This window comes from Sphingomonas sp. P3_C5, assembly GCF_056402635.1.
Genome location: NZ_JBFUHA010000012.1, coordinates 12,908 through 31,759 on the forward strand (window position 1 = coordinate 12,908; position 18,852 = coordinate 31,759).

The window sequence follows — 18,852 nt, forward strand, 5'->3', positions numbered from 1 at the left end:
CGGAGTCGGCCCGATCGATGGACGTGTTGTGCCAGATTGGCGATGACATGTTTCTGAATTGCCCTGACAGCATTGCGAAAGGATTCATTTCACTTGCCGCCCGCCCGGAGTCAGCGCCGGCACCAGTCTGGCGGCCGAGGCCGGATCTATTCCGGGCGACGGGCCCGGATCGATCGTTTCGTCGCCGCGCTGAAGTCGGGCTGCGTGCATGACTGCTTCGATCACGCGTGGATACACGCCGCACCGGCACAAATTGGTGATTGCCGCCTTGATGTCATCCTCGGAAGGGTTGCGATTTTTCTTCAATAATACCGCCGCCGCCATGATCATGCCGGGGATGCAGAAGCCGCATTGCGGCACATTGTTGGCGATCCAGGCCAGCTGAACCGGGTGAGTCCTTTCGCGCGACAATCCTTCGATCGTCGTCACGAAGCTTCCCTCGATCGCAGCGATGGTCGTCTGGCAGGATCGCACGGCCTCATCGTCGATGATCACGGTGCAGGCCCCGCACTCGCCATTGCCGCAGCCATATTTCGCGCCGGTCAGGTTCGACGCATCACGGAGCGCCCAGAGCAGAGGCGTGTTCGGGTCCATCTTGTAATGGACCGGCTGGTTGTTGACGGTGAAGCTGGTCATGGCCGGAGCATATGCCAAAGCGTCGTGTTGCGAAACGACGCGTTTCCGGCCGCGCGATTGCGGGGCGGCAGCGCGCCCCCGATATGGGGAACATGACCCTCCCAGCTCTTTTCGTGCCCCATGGCGGCGGCCCCTGCTTCTTCATGGATCCGGCCGGCGGCCCGCCCGATCCGATGTGGCGCCCGATGCAGGCCTATCTCGCCGGCCTGATCGATTCGCTGCCAGAGCGGCCAAAGGCGATCCTGCTCGTCTCCGGCCATTGGGAGGAGCGGGACGTAACGGTGCATGTCGGCAACGGCCAGCCCCTGCTCTATGATTATTACGGCTTCCCCGAGCACACCTATCACCTGCATTGGGATGCGCCGGGCGCGCCCGAAGTCGCGCGCCGCGCCGCCGGCTTGATGCGGGAAGCGGGCTTTGCCGTGGCTGAGGAATCGCAGCGCGGCTGGGACCACGGCGTGTTCGTTCCGATGAAGGTCGCGGTGCCGGATGCCGATATTCCGCTCGTGCAGATGTCGCTGCGCAAGGATCTCGATCCGGCTGCGCATATCGCGATCGGCCGCGCCCTCGCGCCACTCCGCGACGAGGGCGTGCTGATCGTCGGATCGGGCATGAGCTTCCACAATCTGCGCGCCCGTGGCCCCCAGGTCACGCCGGTCGCCGATGAATGGGATGCAGCCTTGACCGCGGCCGTCACCGATCCCGATCCGGCCTCGCGAGCGAAGCGTGTCGCCGGTTGGGAGCAACTGCCCCATGCCCGCTTCGCCCATCCCGAAGCCGAGCATCTGTTGCCGCTGATGGTGGCGCTTGGCGCTGGCGGCGACGACGCGGCCGTGCGCGACTACAGCGATCATGTGATCGGCTGGGCCGTTTCCGGATATCGGTTCGGTTAATTCCGCCAGCTCGTGTCGATCTTGTCGACCAGCCGCACCATCGCCTCGAAATCGGCCTTGCCGGGGCCACCGGGAACCTGCGCCATATGAAGGTCGCGCTGGTGCACCGCGATCACTTCGGGCGATATCTCGATGATCGGCATGCCCATCGAGGCGGTTGCAATCTGGATCTCGCAGGCGCGCTGCAGCGCCCAATGCTTGACGAAAGCCTCGGGCAAGGTGCGGCCCATCACCAGTATGCCGTGGTTCTTGAGCATCATCATCCGCTTGTCGCCGAGATGCTCCATCAGCCGAGCGCCTTCCTCGTCGCGGACGGTGACGCCCTCGAAATCATGATAGGCGATCTGCCCGATGAAATTACACGCGTAGAAATTGATCGGGCGCAACCCGCCCTCGACTGAGCTGACCGCCATGCCCGCTGTGGTATGCGTGTGCATGATGCAGTGCGCGTCAGGCAGATGGCGGTGGAACAGCGCATGCTGCACAAAGCCCGCGCGGTTCACCGGATAGGGGCTGTCGTCGAGCTTGTTGCCGTCGATATCGATCTTCACCAGGCTCGAGGCGGTCACTTCGCTGAAGTGCAGCCCGAACGGGTTGATCAGGAACGCGCCTTCCTCGCCCGGTATCTTCAGCGTGATGTGATTGTAGATCATCTCGGACCAGCCGAGCATGTGGAACACGCGGTAACAGGCGGCGAGCTGCTGGCGCGCCTCCCATTCGGCTTCGGACATCTGGCTGTTGTGAAGGACGGCGGTGGCCATGGCGCTCTCCTGAGTTTTGCTTTGCAACCGATATCGCACGCAGCGGCCGGACAGGCAACATGAGAGCGTTAATCGGTACCCGTCGCTCCGGCAGCCTGGAGCGCCGCGATCTCCTCTTCGGAAAACCCGTTTTCAGCAAGGATCGTTCCGGTTTCCGCGCCGCGTGCCATGCGCGGCGGCACGGTTTCGCTCACGGAATAGCGCGGGGCCGGGGCAGGCTGAATCACCCCGCCGGCCTCGATAAAAGCACCGCGCGCCTGATTGTGGGGATGCGCCACCGCCTCGTCGAAACTGAGCACCGGCGCAAAGCACACCTCATGACCTTCGAATGCGAACACCCAGTCATCGCGAGTCCGCGTCCTGAATCGCCGCGCCAGTTCAGCCTTGAGCTCCGGCCAGCCGGTGGTTGCGAACTGCGCGTCCCATTCGGCACCCTCGAGCCCCATCACTCTGCGAAGCCCGGCATAGAATTGCGGCTCGATCGCCCCGATCGACACCCATTTGCCGTCCGATGTCTCATAGGTGTCGTAGAAATGGGCCCCGCCATCGAGCAGATTGGCCCCGCGCGGGTTCCCCCACATTCCCATCGCGCGGAAACCCCAGACCATGCTGGCCAGCACCGCCGAGCCCTCGGTCATCGCGCAATCGACGATCTGGCCCTGGCCGGTTGCCTGTGCCTGGAGGATCCCCGCCAGCATGCCGAAGGCCAGCATCATCCCGCCACCGCCGAAATCGCCGACCAGGTTGATCGGCGCCACCGGCTTTCCGCCAGCGTCGCCAATCGCATGGAGCACGCCCGAGATCGCGATGTAATTGATGTCGTGCCCGGGCTCGCGCGCCATCGGCCCGGTCTGGCCCCAGCCGGTCATGCGGCCATAGACGAGCGCGGGATTGTCGGCGAGCAGCACGTCCGGGCCGAGACCGAGCCGCTCCATCACGCCCGGGCGGAAACCCTCGATCAACCCGTCACAGTCTTTTGCCAACTTGCGCACGGCGAGCACGGCTTCTGGCTTTTTCAGATCGAGCACGATCGATCGGCGAGACCGCACCAGCGGATCCTTCGCCGCATTCGACAGGCCGGTGTCGCCGGGGCGCTCGATCCGGATCACCTCGGCACCGTGATCGGCCAGCATCATCCCGCAAAACGGCCCCGGCCCGATCCCGGCGATTTCGAGGATGCGGAGGCCCGCCAGCGGTGCGGCGGCCATCTAGAAGGCCGCAATCCCGGTGATGGCGCGGCCGAGGATCAACGCATGGACATCATGCGCGCCCTCATAGGTGTTGACGGTCTCGAGGTTCATCATGTGCCGCATCACCTGATATTCACCGCTGATGCCGTTGCCGCCATGCATGTCGCGGGCCTGGCGCGCGATATCGAGCGCCTTGCCGACATTGTTGCGCTTCACGATCGAGATCATCTCGGGCGCGAACTTGCCCGCATCCATCAGCCGCCCGACCCTGAGACTCGCCTGCAGCCCAAGCGCAATCTCGGTCTGCATATCGGCAAGCTTCTTCTGGTAGAGCTGGTTGGCGGCGAGCGGCCGGCCGAACTGGGCACGGTCGAGGCCATATTGGCGCGCTGCATGGAAGCAGAATTCGGCCGCGCCCATCGATCCCCAGCTGATCCCGTAGCGCGCGCGGTTGAGGCAGCCGAACGGCCCCTTCAGCCCCTGCACCTCAGGCAGCAGCGCATCCTCGCTGAGCTCGATCCCGTCCATCATCACCATCCCGGTGATCGATGCGCGGAGCGAAAGCTTGCCCTCGATCTTAGGCGTCGAGAGCCCCTTCATGCCCTTTTCGAGGATGAAGCCGCGAATGCCGCCGCCATGCGCATCGGACTTTGCCCAGATCACGAAAACATCGGCGATCGGCGCGTTGGAAATCCAGGTCTTGCTGCCCGACAGGCGATAACCGCCATCGATCTTCTCGGCGCGCGTGCGCATGCCGCCGGGGTCGGAACCCGCGTCGGGCTCGGTCAGCCCAAAGCAGCCGATCCATTCGCCGCTCGCGAGCTTGGGCAGATATTTGCGCTTCTGTTCCTCGGAACCGTACGCGTAGATCGGGTACATCACGAGGCTCGACTGAACGCTCATCATCGAGCGATAGCCCGAATCGACTCGCTCGACCTCGCGCGCGACGAGGCCATAGGACACATAGGACGCACCCACCCCGCCATATTCCTCGGGAATGGTCGGCCCAAGCAGGCCGAGCTCGCCCATTTCGCGGAAGATCGCGACATCGGTCACCTCATTGGCGAACGCGTCGATGATCMGCGGCGCGAGCTTTTCCTGGGCATAGGCCCGCGCTGTGTCGCGGATCATCCGCTCGTCATCCTCGAGCTGGTCGTCGAGGAAGAAAGGATCGGCCCAATCGAACGCGGCCATGCTGCTCATTACAAATCTCCTTGAGCCGTCCGCTGCCAGCGAAGCGCGGCTCTTGTCCAGCCCCGGTAATCAGTCCCGTGATTAATCCGGGTCTTGATGATTAATCCCGGCCCTGTTCACTCTTCAAAGCGACAGGACGCGGTCGTCGAACAGTCCGAACGCCAAGGTCGATGCGTAAAACGCCACTGCCTTTTCGCGCGGCATGGTGCTCGCCCATTTGCGCATGTCGAACGCTGCATTTTGCAGCGCCATCAGTGCCTGGCTGGCCACCAGCGCATCGACCGGCCGGATCGATCCTTCGGCAATGCCGTCCATCATCGTGCCGGCATAGCGCCGCGCGATCCGGTTCGAACGGTCGACCATCGCCCGGCGCACGCTTCCCGGCAGGCCGTGGAGCGCGGTGGTGCGGAGCAACGGCCCGCGCTCGGAGAATTGCACATCCAGAAGCGTCGCGATCGTGCTCGTCAGCCGCTGCCAATGGCTCCCACCACGCTCGTCCGACAGATGCTGCGCGTCAGCGATCGTGTCGAAGCTGCGCTTGTAACAGGCGATGACGAGGTCATCCTTCGCGTCGAGATGATGGTAGAAGCTGCCCTTTGTAACGTTCAGCTCGGAGGCGATCTTCTGCACTGAGGCGCCGCGATAGCCGAGCTCGTTGATCAGCCGAGTCGCCGCCAGCAGGAACGCCTCGCGCCCCGGCTCGGGCTCGTCATGCTCGAGATTGATCAGTTCGGGCGCCCAATTCTGGCCCGGGCCGGCGATGCCATGCTCGAACACGTCCATCATCCTGGCCTCGATCCGGTCGAACTGATCCGGTTCGTACCGGACCAGCCAGATCGGTATCCAGAAGGTGTTCTCGAGAAGCACATGCGCGCGCGCGCCATGCAGATCGGTCTGGGCGCGGTTGGCGGCGGGACCCCACAGGCTGCGGGTCTTGCGGAAGACATCGCGCCAGCTCGCCATCAGCCGGCTGCGCACCGGCTCTTCCATGGCGCGGAGATCGGACAGAACGGCAACGGCCTGCTCTTCGCCACGCTCGATGCGCGCAAACCGCTCCATGTTGAGCGCGAGATAGCGGGCGACGCGCTTTTGCGGCGTCGGCTCGGCCGAGGCCTGGTCGAGCATCGCCTGGAGCCGGTCGAGCGTATGCTCGAAACAGGCGGCGGCGAGATCCTCCTTGCGCTTGAAATAATAGGTCACGCTGGTGGTGTTGAGGCCGACACGGCGCGCGACATCGGCGAAGGTCATGCCCTTCGCGCTTTGTTCGTTGATTGCTTCGGCGGCGGCAGCGAGGATGGCATCGCGCTTCGCACGGAAGCGCTTGGTACCTGCCTCCTCGTCCTCCCCCCGCACTTCATCCCCAGCCTGCATGCGGCAAACTGTAACATCTTCTTTTCGAAGAGACAGTGTTTTTTCTGGCGGCTCGAAAGACTGCGATATCGTGGCCAAAGGCGCTTTACCGAAAACGCGGTACGGTCTAACCACCCGATCAACGGGTCGATGAGAGGATAGCCAGATGGATTTCACGCTGAGCGAGCGCGAGACATATTTCCGGGATCGCGTGAAGACCTTCATCGATCAGAATATCCGCCCCCGGCAGGACGATTATAACCAGCAGTCGCACGAGGGCGATCGCTGGAAAGTGATCCCCGTCATCGAGGAGATGAAGGTCAAGGCGAAGGCGGCGGGGCTGTGGAATTTCTTCATGCCGCCGCATTCCGGCCAGAGCCATGTCGATGACAGTTTCGTGTTCGAAGGCACGCAACTCAGCAACCTCGAATATGCGCTATGCGCCGAGGAGATGGGCAAGGTCGGCTGGGCGTCGGAATGCTTCAATTGCTCGGCGCCGGACACCGGCAATATGGAGGTGCTTCATCGTTACGGTACGCTCGAGCAGAAGGAGCAATGGCTCCGTCCGCTGATGAACGGCGAGATCCGTTCCGCCTTCCTGATGACCGAGCCCGCAGTCGCTTCCTCGGACGCCACAAATATCGAAACCCAGATGGTCCGCGACGGCGACCATTATGTGATCAACGGCCGGAAATGGTGGTCCTCGGGCGTCGGCGATCCGCGCTGCAAGATCGCGATTGTGATGGGCAAGACCAATCCGGAAAGCTCGCGCCACAGCCAGCAGAGCCAGATCCTCGTCCCGCTCGACGCGCCCGGCGTGACGATCGAGCATATGCTGACGGTCTATGGCTATGATCATGCGCCGCACGGGCATGGCCAGGTGCTGCTCGAGAATGTGCGGGTGCCGATCGACAATCTGCTGCTCGGCGAGGGACGCGGGTTCGAGATCGCGCAGGGCCGGCTCGGGCCGGGCCGCATCCATCACTGCATGCGCACGATCGGCGTCGCCGAGGTCGCGATCGAAGCGATGGCGAAGCGCCTGCTGACGCGCGTGGCGTTCGGCAAGCGTATCGCCGATCATTCGGTGTGGGAGGAGCGGATCGCCCGCGCCCGGATCGATATCGAGATGACCCGGCTGCTCTGCCTCAAGGCGGCTGACATGATGGACCGTGCCGGCAACAAATCCGCCCAGCAGGAAATCGCGATGATCAAGGTCCAGGCGCCGCTGATGGCGCTGAAGATCCTCGACGACGCGATCCAGGCGCATGGCGGCGGCGGCGTGAGCCAGCATTTCGAGCTCGCCCATGCCTGGGCCGCGATGCGGACCCTGCGCTTCGCCGACGGCCCGGATGAGGTCCACAACCGCGCGATCGCCCGCAACGAGTTCGGCAAATATGCCGATCTGCCGGCCGCCGTCGCGGCGAAAGAAGCAGTGCGCCGCTAAGCTAACCGTCACCCCGGACGTGTTCCGGGGTCCACTCATCCACTTGCGCTTGCGGCGCGGTGGACCCCGGAACAAGTCCGGGGTGACGAAAGGAAAAATGTGAAAGCCGCCGTCCTTTTCGAAGCCAAGACACCCCTCAGCATCGAGGACGTGACCGTCTCGAAGCCAGGCCTGCACGAGGTCCTGATCCGCACCGTCGCGGTCGGGGTGTGCCGGTCCGACCTCCATTTCGTCGACGGCGCCTATCCGCACGCGCTGCCGACGATCCCCGGCCATGAGGCGGCCGGTGTGGTCGAAGCGATTGGCGACGAGGTCTCGACCGTGAAGGTCGGCGATCATGTCGTCACCTGCCTCAGCGCCTTTTGCGGCCACTGCGAGCATTGCGTCACCGGCCATATGAGCCTGTGTGTCGATGCCAGCGTGCGGCGCCCCAAAACCGGTCCGCAACGGCTGATGATGGGCGATCAGATCGTCCACCAGATGCTGAACCTGTCGGCCTATGCCGAACAGATGCTGGTCCATGAACATGCCTGTGTCGCGATCGACCGCGACATGCCGCTCGATCGTGCCGCATTGCTCGGCTGCGCGGTGACGACCGGCGCCGGCGCAATCTTCAACCTCGCCCACCTCACGCCGGGCGAGACGGTGTGCGTGGTCGGCTGCGGCGGCATCGGCCTTGCCGCCGTCAACGCGGCGAAGATCGCGGGCGCGGGCAAGATCATCGCGCTCGATCCCGTGGCCGAGAAGCGCGCGCTGGCGACGAAGCTCGGCGCGACGCATGTGATCGACGCACTCTCCGAAACCGCTGCCGATGAAGTGGTCGCTGAGACCAAGGGCGGCGTCCACCATGCGATCGAGGCGGTCGGCCGTCCGCAATCGGCCGCGACCGCGGTCAAGGTGCTGCGCCGTGGCGGCACTGCGACGATCCTGGGCATGATGCCGCTGGCCGAGAAGGTCGGCCTGTCGGCGATGGATCTGCTCGGCGGCAAGAAGCTGCAGGGCGGACTGATGGGCGGCAATCGCTTCCCGGTCGATATCCCCCGCCTCGTCGATTTCTACCTCAGCGGCGCGCTCGATCTCGACTCCATCATCGGCGACCGCATGCCGCTCGATCGTATCAACTATGCTTTTGACGAATTGCGGCGCGGCGACAGCGTGCGATCAGTGATCGAATTCAGCTGATGACCGAAACCCCTTCCCAGAACGCCGACCAGACCATGGTCGGCACGATCCCGGTTCCGGGTGACGATCCGATCGACGCGGAGGCGGTCGCGCGCTGGATGAAGGGGCATATGCCGGGGCTTGAAGGTCCCGTGACCCTGTCCAAGTTCAAAGGCGGCCAGTCCAACCCGACCTACCGTGTCGATACGCCCGGCAAGAGCTATGTCCTGCGCCGCCAGCCCTTCGGGAAGCTGCTGCCGTCGGCGCACGCGGTCGACCGCGAATATCGGGTGATTGCCGGGCTCCATCCCACCGGCTTTCCGGTGCCGGCGCCGTTCGGCCTGTGCGAAGATCCCGCGGTGATTGGCTCGATGTTCTACATCATGGAGCTGGTCGAGGGGCGGAGCCTGTGGGACGGCTCCTTGCCCGACATGGCGCCCGATGGCCGGCGCGCGGTCTATGAAGCGATGGTCGACACGCTGGCGGCGCTCCACAACACCGATCATGTCGCTGCTGGCCTCGGAGAATATGGCAGGCCCGGCAATTATTTCGAACGCCAGGTCGGGCGTTGGACCAAGCAGTATCGCGCCTCCGAAACCGAGCATATGCCCGAGGTCGAGGCCCTGATCGAATGGCTGCCGCGCACCCTGCCCGAGCAGACTCGCACCTCGATCGTGCACGGCGACTTCCGCATCGACAACATGATCTTCGCCGCCGATGAGGCGCGCGTGATAGCGGTGCTCGACTGGGAGCTGTCGACGCTCGGCGATCCGCTCGCTGACTTCTCCTATTTCCTGATGAACTGGGTGACTCAGCCCGAGGGGCGTTCGGGCGTGATGGGCCTCGCAGGCCCCGAGACCGGCATCCCGACGATCGAAGAGATTGTGGCGCGTTATTGCTCGCTGACCGGGCGCGACGGCTTGCCCGATCTCGACTGGTATTTCGCCTACAACCTCTTCCGGCTCACCGGCATTGTCCAGGGCATCAAGAAGCGGATCGTCGACGGCACCGCGTCGAGCGCACAGGCTGCGAAGACCGCGGAACGCGTCGGCGGGCTGGCGGCGGCGGCCTGGGAGTTTGCGGTAAAAGCGGGCGCGTAATCCGCGCCGGGCTGACAGAGAGGATACAGGATGAGCCAGTTCGACCTGACCGGAAAAATCGCGATTATAACCGGCTCATCGAAAGGCATCGGCAAGGCAAGCGCTTTCGAGCTCGCCGAACACGGTGCGAAGGTGGTGATCTCAAGCCGCAAGCAGGATGCCTGCGATGCCGTCGCGGCCGAGATCAACGCCAGATATGGCGATGGCACCGCAATCGCCGTCGCAGCTAACATCTCGGACAAGGCCGGCCTCCAGAACCTCGTCGATGAGACCCGCGCTGCCTTCGGCCAGATCGACGTGCTGGTCTGCAACGCCGCCTCGAACCCCTATTACGGCCCGCAGGAGGGGATTGCCGATGATCAGTTCCGCAAGATCCTCGATAATAATATCGTCTCGAACCACTGGCTGATCACTATGGTCGCGCCCGAAATGCGGGCACGCCGATCGGGCTCGATCATCATCGTCTCCTCGATAGGAGGCTTGCGCGGATCCACCATGATCGGGGCCTATTGCATCTCCAAAGCGGCCGACATGCAACTCGCGCGCAACCTCGCGCATGAATTCGGGCCGGACAATGTGCGGGTGAACTGCATCGCGCCCGGCCTGATCAAAACCGATTTCGCCCGCGCTTTGTGGGAAGATCCCGAGCGGCAAAAGGCGGCGAACATATCGGTACCGCTTCGCCGCATCGGCGAGCCGCACGAGATCGCCGGTGCGGTCGTCTATCTCGCGGCACGGGCAAGCAGTTTCATGACCGGGCAGACGATCGTCGTCGACGGTGGCGTGACGATTTAGGCAAGCCGTCACCCCGGACTTGTTCCGGGGTCCATGGTGCCGCGAGCGCGAGGATGAGTTTCAAAGGTCAGGCCAAGCGGCCTGATGGATGCCGGAACAAGTCCGGCATGACGGAGGAAAAGATGGCACGATTCACGGGCAAATCGATCATCGTCACCGGCGCCGGCTCGGGCATCGGCCGCGCCGCGTCGCTTCTGTTCGCGAGCGAGGGCGGCAGGGTCATCGCCGCCGATATCACTGACGCCGTCGAGGAAACCTGCGCACTGATCGACAAGGCGGGCGGCACCGCCCATCCGATCCTGATCGACGCCGGCAATGAAGAGGACGTTATCCGCGCCGTCGCCATGGCCTCCGAATATTATGACGGCCTCGACATCATGTTCGCCAATGCCGGCATCTCGGGCGGGATGGCGAACATCTTCGACACGGATGTCGCGCTGATCACCGAGGTGCTGCGGGTCAATCTGATCGGACCCTATCTTGCGATCAAGCACGCGGCGCCGAAGATCGCCGAACGCGGCGGCGGCGCGATCGTGCTGACCGCCAGCGTCGCCGGCATCCGCTCAGGGGCGGGCAGCCCGGCTTATTCAGCGTCCAAGGCGGGGGTGATCAATCTCGCGATGGTGTCGGCGCAGCAGCTTTCGGGATCGAATGTCCGCGTCAACGCGATCTGCCCCGGCCTGACCGAAACCGGCATGACCAAGCCGACCTTCGATTATGCCCGCGAGGCCGGCAAGATGGACCGGGTCGGCCGCCTCAACCCCTTGCGCCGCGGTGCGCAGCCCGAGGAGCTGGCCAAAGTGGCCGCCTTCCTCGCCTCGGACGATGCGAGCTATGTCAACGGCCAGGCAATCGCCGTCGATGGCGGCCTGTCGTCGAGCCACCCGGTCATCAAGCAGGAATATGGAAAGACGGCGGTATAGGCCTACACCGCCGCCGTCCGAGTCTGATCAGTCAAATCGCGGACTGAAGACGGAGCCGCTGATCGTATATTCGACCGGCTCGTCCGCGGGGCCGTAGGTGAAGTTGCGGCCGGAATCATGGTTCGGGCCAAGCACGATAAAGGCACGCGCGTAGCAGGATGTGCCGCGGTGGATCTGCTTGTGATAGGGCTGGAGGTCGACGAAGACGCTTTGTCCGGCGCTGAGCTCGTCGGTCCGATCGGTTTCTCCGCCATCCCATTGGATGTTGAAGCGGCATACGAACTCGCCGTGATTGGTGAATTGCACCCCATATGCGATTTGATCAGCCATGATGTTCCTCTCCGACGGCGCGAATTGGCCGCCCCAATGGTCAGTCTGGCCGACTCTTTGCCGGAGAGCCACATCATTTCGGCCCCGAATTGATTCAACTTTATCGCGCGTCGGCGCAGCACGTGTCCGGACGCGCCGGCAACAAAGGCTCGATCCGCTCTTTGACATGACTGACAGTGAAGCCGTTCTGAACGCCTCTGCTCCGGCGGAACAGGCCCCTGTTAGCCCCTGTTATCGGGCCGCGCCTCCCCTGTTCCGGAAGAACAGGAAATGACGAGCAAGTCATTCATAACACGTAATAAATACCAGCACGGGTCGCAGGTAACAGGGGAGAGAAATTAAATATCGTAGATAACAGGGGATAACAGGGGAGTAACAGAGGGCGGCAATGGCTGAGGGCGGAATCGGCGGTTTGCCAGGCTGCTATTCGCGCAGCCGCATCAGCCCTTCCTGCGCGACGCTCGCCACCAGCCGCCCGTCCTGCGTATAGATCTTGCCGCGGTTGAAGCCGCGGGCATGCCCGGCCCAGGGGCTGTCACAGGCGTAGAGCAGCCATTCGTCGGCGCGGAAATCCTCATGGAGCCAGAGCGAATGGTCGAGGCTCGCCGACTGGAATTTCGGGGTCATCCAGTTAACGCCATGGGCGAGCGTGGCGGTGCCGAGCAGCGACATGTCGGAGGCATAAGCGAGGATAGCCCGGTGCATCGCCGCATCGTCGCCGATCGGCGCTACAAGGCGAAACCAGCTATCCTGTTTCGGCTCGCGACGCGTCGGGTTGAACCAGCTGCGCGGATGCACGGGCCGGGTCTCGATCGGCCGGCCACGCAGCATATGGCGGCGGAAATGCTCGGGGATCTCGTCCGCAATCTCGCTCCTCAACTCGGCTTCCGATCGCAGCTCGTCCGGGCCGGGCACATCGGGCATCGCATCCTGATGGTGGAACCCGTCCTCGGGCGTCTGGAAGCTGGCCGCCATGTTGAGGATCGGCTGGCCCTGCTGCATCGCGATCACGCGCCGGGTTGCGAAGCTGCGCCCCTCGAAATCGCGGACGACGCGGAAGATGATCGGGAAATTCTCGTTCCCCGGCCGCATGAAATAGGCGTGCAGCGAGTGCGCGGTCTTGGGCGCATCAGTCGATCGCTGCGCTGCCTGAAGCGCCTGCGCGATCACCTGTCCGCCGAACACGCGGCCTTCGCCCCCGGGCTGGCGCTTGCCGCGATACAGGTCGCGATCGATCTCCTCGACGTCGAGCAGATCGACCAGGCCCTGGGCGAGCGCCTCGGGTGTCGTATCTAAGGGGGTGCCGACGTCCATCAATACCCCGCCGCGCGCGCCAGCCGGTCGGCATGGAAGTTCGCATCGCCGAACATCTCGGCAAGCACCCGCGCGCGCTTCATGTAGAAGCCGATATCATATTCGTCGGTCATGCCGATGCCACCATGCATCTGGACGCCTTCCTGCACGCTGAGCGTGGTGGCAAGTGCAGTCATCGCCTTCGCGACTGACACCGCTGCATCCGCGCCCGCATCCCCCGCATCGAGCAGCTGCTGCGCCTTGAGCACGGCGGCGCGCGCGACTTCCATCTCCGAATAGAGATGCGCGGCGCGGTGCTGAAGCGCCTGGAAACTGCCGATCGCGACGCCGAACTGCTTGCGCTCCCTGAGATAGGAGACCGTCATGTCCATCGCCCCGCCGCCAACGCCGAGCAGCTCAGCCGAAGCGCCGGTGCGGCCCGCGCGGAGCAGCCGGTCGAGCGGGTCACGCCCCGCATCGACTTCGCCGATCACCGCGTCGGCATCGACCTCGACGCCGTCGAACTCGAGGCGCGCGGCGATGCTCGAATCGGTCAGGCGTTCAGCTTCGGCTGTGAGACCAGCGGCCCCCTTGTCGACCGCGAACAGGGTGATGCCGTTCGCGTCATCAGCCGAACCGGCCGTGCGGGCGGCGACGATGATCAGGTCGGCGACATGGCCATGGGTGACGAACTGTTTCTTGCCCGAAAGCCTGAAGCCATTGCCCGAACGCTCGGCCTTCATCGCGACCGAATCGCGGTGCTTGGCGCTCTCGTCGATCGCGAGTGCGGCGATGGTGTCGCCTGCAAGGATGCCGGGAAACCAGCGCGCCGCCTGCGCCGATCCCTTCAGTGCCTCGACCGCGGCAACGGCGGTCGCGAGAAAGGGCGAAGGGGAAAGATTGCGGCCAATCTCCTCCAGAACGATGCCCGCATCGACATGGCCGAGCCCAAGCCCGCCATCCGCCTCGCCGATCAGGATGCCGGTAAAGCCCATCTCGGCGAAGCTCTTCCACAGGTCGCGCGAGAAGCCGGCGGCATCGTTCGCATCGCGCAGCTTGCGCATATGCGAGACAGGGGCCTGCTCGGCCACAAAGTCACGCGCGGTATCGCGAAGCATCGTCTGTTCGTCATTGAGGTAGAGAGGCATCTGGTCTTCTCTTTCGTCACCCCGGCGAAGGCCGGGGCCGCTAGGTTGCTAAGGGGTGTGCTTCGTCACGCCGCGGTGACGCTACGCAGACGGCAAATCCAGGATCCGCTTGGCGATGATGTTGAGCTGGACCTCGGTCGTCCCGCCCTCGATCGAGTTCCCCTTGGTCCTGAGCCATCCCCGCGCACCGGCGCCACCCGAGGACCGCTCGCTCTCCCATTCGAGCGCGTCGGAGCCACCCGCCGCCATCATCAGCTCGTGTCGCGCCTTGTTCAGCTCAGTGCGGTAATATTTCATCATGCTCGGCTGCGCGGGATGCGCACGCCCGGCCTTGAGCTCGTCGATGAAGCGCTCGGACATCATTCCGAACGCCTTGGACCGCACCTCGAACACTGCGATCGATGCGCGCAGCAACGGATCGGCAAGCCGCCCCTCATGATCGAGCCCGATGGTCGCGATCGCGCCGTCGATCAGCGGATTGCCGCCGACCTGGCCGAGGCCCATGCCCGAGATCATCTCGCGCTCATGCCCGAGCAAATATTTGGCGACGTCCCAGCCCTTGTTCTCAGCGTGCACGCGCTGCGATTTGGGCACCTTCACATTGTCGAAGAATGTCTCGCAGAAGGGCGAATAGCCCGAGATCAGCAGGATCGGCTTGGTCGAGACGCCTTCGCTCGCCATGTCGAACAACAGGAAGCTGATGCCGCCCTGCTTGGTCGTCTTGTCGGTGCGGACGAGGCAAAAGATCCAGTCGGCCTTGTCGGCATAGCTGGTCCACACCTTCTGGCCGTTGATCAGGTAATGGTCGCCCTTGTCTTCCGCAGAGGTGGCGAGCGCTGCCAGATCGGAGCCCGCATTGGGTTCCGAATAGCCCTGGCACCAGCGGATCTCGCCGCGCACGATCTTCGGCAGATAGTCGAGCTTCTGCTCCTCGGTGCCATATTTGAGCAAAGCCGGCCCGAGCATCGAAATGCCGAAGCTGTTGAGCGGATTGCGCGCCTTGATCCGCGCCATTTCCTCGCGAAGGATCTTGGTCTCGGCCGCGCTGAGGCCGCCGCCGCCATAGGCTTTGGGCCAGTCGGGCACGGTCCAGCCCCGCGCGCCCATCCGGTCCATCCAGAGTTTCTGCGCCGGCGTCAGCATGCTCTGGTCGCGGCCGCCCCAAACTGCGTCCTTCTCCGACCGCACCGGCTCGCGCATCTCGGGCGGGCAGTTCGCCTCCAGCCAGGCGCGGGTTTCGGCGCGGAAGGTATCGAGGTCGGTCATGGCTTGCTCCAGACAAGGTCGTGCGCGGCGCGGGCAACCGCGATGGCGGTGTGGTCCTGATAGGTGTCGGCGATCACCTGCACGCCGATCGGCATGCCATCGGGATCAGTGCCGACCGGCACCGATGTCGCCGGCAGCATCGGGAAGGTGGCGAGGCCGGGAAAGGCGAACTGCACGCCGAAAGGGGTGACATCGCCGTCGATCATCAGCTGGCGCTGGGCCAGCGGTGTATCGTCATGCGGGAACGCAGTGCTGCCGAGCGTGGGCGCGATAACCGCGTCATAGCTGGCGAACAGCCGGTTCCAGGCGCGCTTGCACCTGGCCTGATCGTCGAGCAGGCCGAACCACTCGGCCAGCGTCGGGGCAGGGCGATCCGCTGTCGCTGCGCCACGTGTCATCGCGATGTTGAGCAGATGCATATAGCTGCGGTGCTGCGCTTCCAGATCGAGGAGCAGATCCGTTGCGTGATCGACCCGCGCACCTGCCTCGACAAAGGCGCGTGCAACGCCTTCGAGAGCGCCGGCGATGGAGGCCGATGTCCGGGCGAGCGGATGGCCGGTTATCAGCAATATGCGCCACTCTCCCACGGCACGGTGGGGTGCGCGGGGCAGGGGGATATCCGAAAGGACGTCCAGTTCCACGGCGAGATCGTCGGCATTGCGGGCCATCGGGCCGATCACCCCCATCGCCACCGTCGCGCCGTCCGTGCCGGGGAAGTTGTGACCCTTGCTCGACAGCATGCCATAGGTCGTCTTGTGCCCCCAGACGCCGCAAAACGCAGCCGGCACGCGGATCGATCCGCCGATATCGGAGCCCAGCTCGATCGGCACCATGCCCGCCGCGAGCGCCGCCGCTGCGCCACCCGAGGACCCACCCGAAACCCGGTCGAGGTTCAGCGGATTGCGGGTGCGGCCGTAATTCGGGTTGTTCGCCTGCAAATCGGCAAGGCCAACAGGAATATTGGTCTTGCCCAGGATCACCGCGCCCGCCGCCTTCAGCCGCTTCACCGCGACCGCATCCTCGGTCGGGACATTGTCGCGGTGCTCGGCAAAGCCCCAGCTCGTCGGCAGGCCGGCGACGTTGAAGGACTCCTTCACCGTCATCGGCACGCCGAGCAGCGGGGCTGTATCGCCTGCGGCAAAGCGCCGATCCATCTCGCGCGCCTGCTCCCGCGCACGATCGAAATCGCGGACCACGACTGCGTTGATCGGCCCGTCGCGCTCCTCGATCCGGGCAATCGCCGCCTCGCATTCGAGCACGGCGGTCGTCTCGCCCGACCGGATCGCAGCGACGGTTTCGAGGGCTGAGCGGCTCCCCATTAGTTAAACCGCCCGCCGCTTTCAGCCTTGTCCTTCAACAGCGCCGCAACCGTGAAACCATGCTTCTCCAGCCCGGCGACGATCTTCTTGAGCCCCTCGGTGTCAGCCCAGAACATCGGCCCGCCGCGATAGACCGGCCAGCCATAGCCATAGATCCACACCACATCGATGTCGGAAGCCCGCTGCGCCATCTTCTCCTCGAGGATCAGCGCGCCTTCATTGACCATCGTGTAGAGCGTCTTCTCGATGATCTCCTGATCGGTGATCTCGCGCTTCGCCATGTTGGATTTGCCGCGGAAATCCTCGATGATCTCGGCCACCCGCGGCGAGGGCGTAGGGTTCCGCTTCTCGTCATAATCATAGAAGCCCTTGCCGGTCTTCTGGCCCCAGCGTCCCTCGGCGGCGAGCGCGTCGCGGATATTCTCGATCCGCGTCGGGTCGCGGTGCCAGCCGATATCGACGCCGGCGAGGTCGCTCATCTGGAACGGTCCCATCGGCATGCCGAACTCGACATGGACGCGGTCGATCTGCTCGGGCGTAGCACCTTCCATCAGCAGCTTCATCGCCTCGATCTGGCGCGGCTTCAGCATGCGGTTGCCGATAAAGCCGTCACAGACGCCTGCGACCACAGCGACCTTCTTGATCGTCTTGGCGATCCCCATCACCGTCGCAAGCACGTCAGGCGCCGTCTTCGCGCCGCGCACGACTTCGAGCAGCTTCATCACATTGGCTGGCGAGAAGAAGTGCATGCCCAGCACGTCCCCGGGCCGCGAGGTGCTGGCGGCGATCTCGTCGATATCGAGATAGGAGGTGTTGGAGGCAAGGATCGCGCCCGGCTCGGCGATCGTGTCGAGCCGGCCGAAAATCTCCTTCTTCACGTCCATATTCTCATAGACCGCCTCGATGATGAGGTCGCAGTCCTTCAGCGCCTCGAAATCGAGCGTAGGGCTGAGCGCGCCCATCGCCGCCTCGACCTGCTCGGGCTTCATCCGGCCCTTGGCGGCGCTCGCCTCGTAATTCTTGCGGATCACGCCGGCGCCGCGATCGAGCGCTTCCTGGTTCATCTCGACGATCGTGACCGGGATGCCGACGCTCAGGAAGTTCATCGAGATGCCGCCACCCATCGTGCCGGCGCCGATCACGCCGACGCGCTTGATCGGGCGGAGCTGGATATCGGCGGGGATGCCGTCGATCTTGGCTGCCTGACGCTCGGCGAAGAAGATATGGCGCTGGGCTGCCGACTGCACGCCCATCATCAGTTTCATGAACTCCTGCCGCTCGAAGGCAATACCCTCCTCGAAGCTCGATCCGTCCGACGCCTTCTCGACGCAGGCGATATTGGCGGCTGGCGCCTCGAAGCCACGGAAGCGCTTGGCGTTCTCCTTCTTGAACGCGGCAACCGCTTCGGGATTGGGCGCCGCGACCTTCTGGCTGGCGCGGGGCAGGGGGGTCTTGCCAGCGACCTCGCGCGCAAAGGCGATCGCATCCGCCTCAAGGCTGTCCTCGCCGGCGAGCCGGTCGATCAGCCCTGCTTCAAGCGCCTTCTTCGCGGAAATCGGATCGCCCTTCGCGGTCATCTCAAGGGCAAGCGGCACGCCGGCAATACGCGGGATCCGCTGGGTACCGCCCGCACCCGGGAGCAGGCCGAGCTTCACCTCAGGCGTGCCGATCTTGGCTGAGGGCACCGCAATCCGGTAATGGCAGCCAAGCGTAACCTCGCAGCCGCCGCCAAGCGCGGTACCGTGGATCGCAGCGACCACCGGCTTGTCCGAAGCCTCGATCATGTCGACCACGGTGGGAAGACCCGGCTCGACGAACGGCTTGCCGAACTCGGTGATGTCGGCACCCGCGAAAAAGGTCCGGCCGTCGCAGCGGATCACCATCGCCTTGATGCTCGCATCAGCCAGGCCTTCCTTGAGGCCGGCGTCGAGCCCCTGCCGCACCGCCGCGCCGAGCGCGTTCACCGGCGGGTTGTTCGAGATGATGACGAGCACATCATCATGGCGTTCGGTGCGGATGGGGGACGTCATTTTACTCTCCTGCAATCTT

The 18,852-nt window shown here is 64.3% G+C and carries 17 protein-coding genes; 6 read left to right on the forward strand and 11 right to left on the reverse strand.

What is annotated here, in order from left to right; all coding sequences use genetic code 11:
- Nucleotides 1-84: 84 nt before the first annotated feature.
- The gene (locus AC1DVS_RS22850; protein ID WP_478026667.1) at nucleotides 85-636 is read right to left on the reverse strand and encodes a (2Fe-2S)-binding protein; all 552 of its coding nucleotides are present in this window, start codon (nucleotides 634-636) and stop codon (nucleotides 85-87) included.
- Nucleotides 637-728: 92 nt separating this feature from the next.
- Here AC1DVS_RS22850 and AC1DVS_RS22855 point away from each other — a divergent pair, with 92 nt between their 5' ends.
- Nucleotides 729-1,529 (forward strand): DODA-type extradiol aromatic ring-opening family dioxygenase, encoded by an 801-nt coding sequence (locus AC1DVS_RS22855; protein ID WP_478026669.1) that lies wholly within the window; start codon nucleotides 729-731, stop codon nucleotides 1,527-1,529.
- Here the strand turns inward: AC1DVS_RS22855 and AC1DVS_RS22860 are convergent.
- The 4 genes from AC1DVS_RS22860 to AC1DVS_RS22875 form a co-directional block, all read right to left on the reverse strand.
- Entirely contained in the window at nucleotides 1,526-2,290 is a 765-nt protein-coding gene (locus tag AC1DVS_RS22860; protein ID WP_478026671.1) for a class II aldolase/adducin family protein, read from the reverse strand. The genes AC1DVS_RS22855 and AC1DVS_RS22860 overlap by 4 nt on opposite strands.
- A 68-nt stretch (nucleotides 2,291-2,358) precedes the next feature.
- A complete protein-coding gene (locus tag AC1DVS_RS22865; protein WP_478026672.1) occupies nucleotides 2,359-3,498 on the reverse strand; it encodes a CaiB/BaiF CoA transferase family protein in 1,140 nt (379 codons plus the stop codon).
- Nucleotides 3,499-4,683, reverse strand: a complete 1,185-nt coding sequence (locus AC1DVS_RS22870) for an acyl-CoA dehydrogenase (RefSeq protein ID WP_478026673.1) — start codon at nucleotides 4,681-4,683, stop codon at nucleotides 3,499-3,501.
- A 114-nt stretch (nucleotides 4,684-4,797) separates the two neighbouring features.
- On the reverse strand, nucleotides 4,798-6,045 hold the full coding sequence (locus AC1DVS_RS22875; RefSeq protein ID WP_478026674.1) for a TetR/AcrR family transcriptional regulator: 1,248 nt from the start codon (nucleotides 6,043-6,045) through the stop codon (nucleotides 4,798-4,800).
- A 145-nt stretch (nucleotides 6,046-6,190) separates the two neighbouring features.
- Here AC1DVS_RS22875 and AC1DVS_RS22880 point away from each other — a divergent pair, with 145 nt between their 5' ends.
- The 5 genes from AC1DVS_RS22880 (at nucleotide 6,191) to AC1DVS_RS22900 (ending at nucleotide 11,447) form a co-directional block, all read left to right on the forward strand.
- Nucleotides 6,191-7,468 carry an acyl-CoA dehydrogenase family protein gene (locus AC1DVS_RS22880; RefSeq protein ID WP_478026676.1) on the forward strand — a complete coding sequence of 426 codons (1,278 nt, stop codon included), beginning with the start codon at nucleotides 6,191-6,193 and terminating at the stop codon, nucleotides 7,466-7,468.
- Between the two features lie 99 nt (nucleotides 7,469-7,567).
- Nucleotides 7,568-8,650 (forward strand): Zn-dependent alcohol dehydrogenase, encoded by a 1,083-nt coding sequence (locus tag AC1DVS_RS22885; RefSeq protein ID WP_478026677.1) that lies wholly within the window; start codon nucleotides 7,568-7,570, stop codon nucleotides 8,648-8,650.
- A complete protein-coding gene (locus tag AC1DVS_RS22890) occupies nucleotides 8,650-9,729 on the forward strand; it encodes a phosphotransferase family protein (RefSeq protein WP_478026679.1) in 1,080 nt (359 codons plus the stop codon). The genes AC1DVS_RS22885 and AC1DVS_RS22890 overlap by 1 nt, the downstream gene beginning before the upstream one ends.
- Nucleotides 9,730-9,759: 30 nt before the next feature.
- Nucleotides 9,760-10,524, forward strand: coding sequence for an SDR family NAD(P)-dependent oxidoreductase (locus AC1DVS_RS22895; RefSeq protein ID WP_478026680.1), 765 nt, complete (start codon nucleotides 9,760-9,762; stop codon nucleotides 10,522-10,524).
- 122 nt (nucleotides 10,525-10,646) lie between these two features.
- Nucleotides 10,647-11,447, forward strand: a complete 801-nt coding sequence (locus AC1DVS_RS22900) for an SDR family NAD(P)-dependent oxidoreductase (protein ID WP_478026682.1) — start codon at nucleotides 10,647-10,649, stop codon at nucleotides 11,445-11,447.
- A 27-nt stretch (nucleotides 11,448-11,474) separates the two neighbouring features.
- On the opposite strand, the gene AC1DVS_RS22905 is transcribed toward AC1DVS_RS22900, so the two are convergent.
- From AC1DVS_RS22905 to AC1DVS_RS22930, 6 genes are all read right to left on the reverse strand, one after another.
- Nucleotides 11,475-11,777 carry a hypothetical protein gene (locus tag AC1DVS_RS22905; RefSeq protein WP_478026684.1) on the reverse strand — a complete coding sequence of 101 codons (303 nt, stop codon included), beginning with the start codon at nucleotides 11,775-11,777 and terminating at the stop codon, nucleotides 11,475-11,477.
- A gap of 423 nt (nucleotides 11,778-12,200) precedes the next feature.
- On the reverse strand, nucleotides 12,201-13,091 hold the full coding sequence (locus tag AC1DVS_RS22910) for an acyl-CoA thioesterase (protein WP_478026686.1): 891 nt from the start codon (nucleotides 13,089-13,091) through the stop codon (nucleotides 12,201-12,203).
- The gene (locus AC1DVS_RS22915; protein ID WP_478026688.1) at nucleotides 13,091-14,218 is read right to left on the reverse strand and encodes an acyl-CoA dehydrogenase family protein; all 1,128 of its coding nucleotides are present in this window, start codon (nucleotides 14,216-14,218) and stop codon (nucleotides 13,091-13,093) included. The genes AC1DVS_RS22910 and AC1DVS_RS22915 overlap by 1 nt, the downstream gene beginning before the upstream one ends.
- An 81-nt stretch (nucleotides 14,219-14,299) precedes the next feature.
- The gene (locus tag AC1DVS_RS22920) at nucleotides 14,300-15,484 is read right to left on the reverse strand and encodes an acyl-CoA dehydrogenase family protein (protein WP_478026689.1); all 1,185 of its coding nucleotides are present in this window, start codon (nucleotides 15,482-15,484) and stop codon (nucleotides 14,300-14,302) included.
- On the reverse strand, nucleotides 15,481-16,803 hold the full coding sequence (locus AC1DVS_RS22925) for an amidase family protein (RefSeq protein WP_478026690.1): 1,323 nt from the start codon (nucleotides 16,801-16,803) through the stop codon (nucleotides 15,481-15,483). Before AC1DVS_RS22925 ends, AC1DVS_RS22920 begins: the two co-directional genes overlap by 4 nt.
- Nucleotides 16,803-18,833: a 3-hydroxyacyl-CoA dehydrogenase NAD-binding domain-containing protein gene (locus AC1DVS_RS22930; protein WP_478026692.1), complete on the reverse strand. Its 2,031-nt coding sequence runs from the start codon at nucleotides 18,831-18,833 to the stop codon at nucleotides 16,803-16,805. Before AC1DVS_RS22930 ends, AC1DVS_RS22925 begins: the two co-directional genes overlap by 1 nt.
- Nucleotides 18,834-18,852: the final 19 nt, after the last annotated feature.